The sequence below is a fragment of the Abditibacteriota bacterium genome (genome assembly GCA_017552965.1).
Classification (GTDB): Bacteria; Armatimonadota; UBA5829; order UBA5829; family UBA5829; genus RGIG7931.
Genome location: JAFZNQ010000038.1, coordinates 1 through 2657 on the forward strand (window position 1 = coordinate 1; position 2657 = coordinate 2657).

Sequence of the window (2657 nt, forward strand, 5' to 3'; positions counted from 1 at the left end):
AACTATGTTGGAAGCAGCTCCGCTTTCTTCGGCCTTCAAAACCGCATAGCCCAGGATCATTGCGCATATAAGCACGACAACCAAAACAGCCAGCCGTTTCATAATAACACCTCACAATAAACTAAAAGAAAAATCTGACGAGTCCAGGAAATGGTTTATCTGGATAGTTTGACCATCACTGATTCTGAAGATACGAAAATAAACCGCGTCTTCAAAGTAATCATTGAGCGAGTCATAAGGCCCCCACCCGCAGGTCACATCATAGTATTTGCCGCTGTAAGTATTTATTTCGTGATCTATAAAATTCGCAAGCTCGGGGTGGCTGTCACTTCCGCCCTGATATGCTGTCGCTTCCTGTAACAGCTGAATACCATAATACTCACCGTTAAAATAACCATACAAAGCGCAACCATTATATGCGTATGGAAAGTTTACCCACAAATTTCTTTTCAGAGCAAATGACTGTGTTCCGCCTGTAACGCCTTGCAAACTTAAAGTCTTGTTGAACATTTCTGCCCAGGTCCCACATCGCCCGTTACGGGTCTGCAGAACATCGCCGGTACTATTGGTATTATCGGCGCCGTTTTTCCAGTAAGTAATGGGCGCTCCACCGTCTATTCTGCGTATATCAAGGGTAGCGTATTTGCCAAATATCCTGCTGAATATCTCATCCTTTTCGAATGGCATAAGCCCCTTAGCTGCCTCGCAGCCCAGGTCTATCAGGGTGTGGTAGTTGTTATCGCCAGTCAGGCTGCCGCCTATGGTATAGACCTTGTGCTTGGTACGGAAGGTGTCGAGCCCCACAGTCAGATTTACGCACACGGTCTCCGAATTGATAACGCTCATAGTGTCCCCGGGACCTATATCGTGTTCGAGATCCGCCTCATACTCCCCCGAGTTGTTTGCGTTGCCGATCAGGCCGGTTCCGAGATAATCATACATTCTTACGTTTACGCCGTAGCCATAGGAAGACAGGTTTGAATTACCGACAGCCTTGAAGGCCGCTTTTTCCAGGGAAAACTGGTCGCCCGTGTGAAATACGAAAGGACGGTTCTTATCACCGCCGGTATATCCTATAACGTCGGAATTGATCCAGTCCTCATTCTCGTCGATCTCCCATTCCCGGTCCGGATATACGCCAATATTGTGGGTCCAAAAGCCTTTTATGTTCCCCGTTCCCGTCATGGGACTGTCTATATATTTGAGATGCGCGACAGAGACGTCGTTGAACATCAGCTGCTTTTGGATCATCGTTGTATTATTCACGGAAAGGGTAATGTATATCGTGTCGGCGGAATTATAAGAGGCAGGCCGCTTGTAATAGATCTTTTGGGGCGTGCCGTCCGCGCCATAGGTCCATTTCTTCACGCACCAGGAGCCCGGGTCCTCTGTTATTTGGTCCTGACAGGTACTATCCAAGGTATAAATGTGAATCGGAGCCCATTCCAGGCAGGGGCAGCGTCCCTAACCAACTGACAGATATACCGCATACGTTTTCATGCGGGAAATCCGCAGGTATAGCGGTCAGGTCTATTTCGTATACTTCATCCGGATACAGACTGATGGTCCCGGGTTCTTCGGCCAGATCTATTGCCCAGATGTCAAGATTAAAGACTTCGAGGGTATCCGTGACGTTTGACTGTGTCGGAGAGCCGAGATCCGTGACTGTGAGCGAAGTGGGATAATGTCCGGGATCAACGCCGACGGCATTGCCGCTGATACCAAAGCTGGCTATATCGCCGGAGCTCTGCCCTGTCATGTTTGCAATGATCGGACCGTCGGCCGAGACTCCGGAATATGTGATGTTATAAGTGGAATCGTTGCTCCAAAGAGAATAGACCCCCTGATCCGAGACAAAATAGTCCTTGTCCTCAAAATCAACTCCGAGGTAATAAAAGGATGTTCCTATGGGGATCACCAAATTGTATGTCTGATCCAATGACGGAGTCTTATAAATATTGCCGAAGACCGTGACCGGATCGTGATCGCAGTTTACGCCGGGGGAGGACAGATGAAACCTGATATTGCCGCCGGAGCCGTCCATGGTGGGAGCCATGCCCGAAGCAAAGACGCAGGAAGTAATGAAGAACATGCACAGGCATGCGAAGATATACAGCGCGAGTCTTGAGGACTGCGCTTTTCTCCGGCCTGTTCCCGGTCTGCCGGCAGGCGGGGAACAGATCGTCAAGCTTTTCATATGAGCCTCCATATTAATACAGATATTTAATTATAACATAAAAAAACTAAAGTGTCAACTCTGTTGAAATTGTTTTCAGAACAAGAGCGGATCATAAGACAAAGGCATATATCACTCTGTGTTTATTCCGTATAGACAGGCTCTCTGGAGGTGTCGCTGTCAAAGTCCCAGGCGTTGCTGTTGTAGTCGGGCAATATCACGTTCACCCGGGGATCCACAGGATCGACGCAAGCCTGCCGCCGGAGAAAGCAGCAGACCGCTCTGTATTATAAAAGCCAGGCTATATACCGTGCTTGGCGGCGGAAAGGGTCTTGTATATCGCATAGGTTTCCATATACCTCTCGTGCATATCCGGCCGTGGCAGATATTCCGCCTTGGGCTTGATGAGGATCTCCCGGGCAGACTGCAGGCTGTCAAAGGCGCCTATGGCGGTCCCGGCCAGCATGAGGGTGCCCACGGT

The 2657-nt window shown here is 49.2% G+C and carries 3 protein-coding genes; all 3 read right to left on the reverse strand.

Features of this window, described 5'->3' with window-relative positions; translation table 11 throughout:
* Positions 1–111 precede the first annotated feature (111 nt).
* Positions 112–1368, reverse strand: coding sequence for a hypothetical protein (locus IK083_03935; protein MBR4748709.1), 1257 nt, complete (start codon positions 1366–1368; stop codon positions 112–114).
* A 43-nt stretch (positions 1369–1411) separates the two neighbouring features.
* Positions 1412–2197, reverse strand: a complete 786-nt coding sequence (locus tag IK083_03940; GenBank protein MBR4748710.1) for a hypothetical protein — start codon at positions 2195–2197, stop codon at positions 1412–1414.
* 280 nt (positions 2198–2477) lie between these two features.
* On the reverse strand, positions 2478–2657 hold a 180-nt coding region (locus tag IK083_03945; protein MBR4748711.1), incomplete at its 5' end, for a xylulokinase.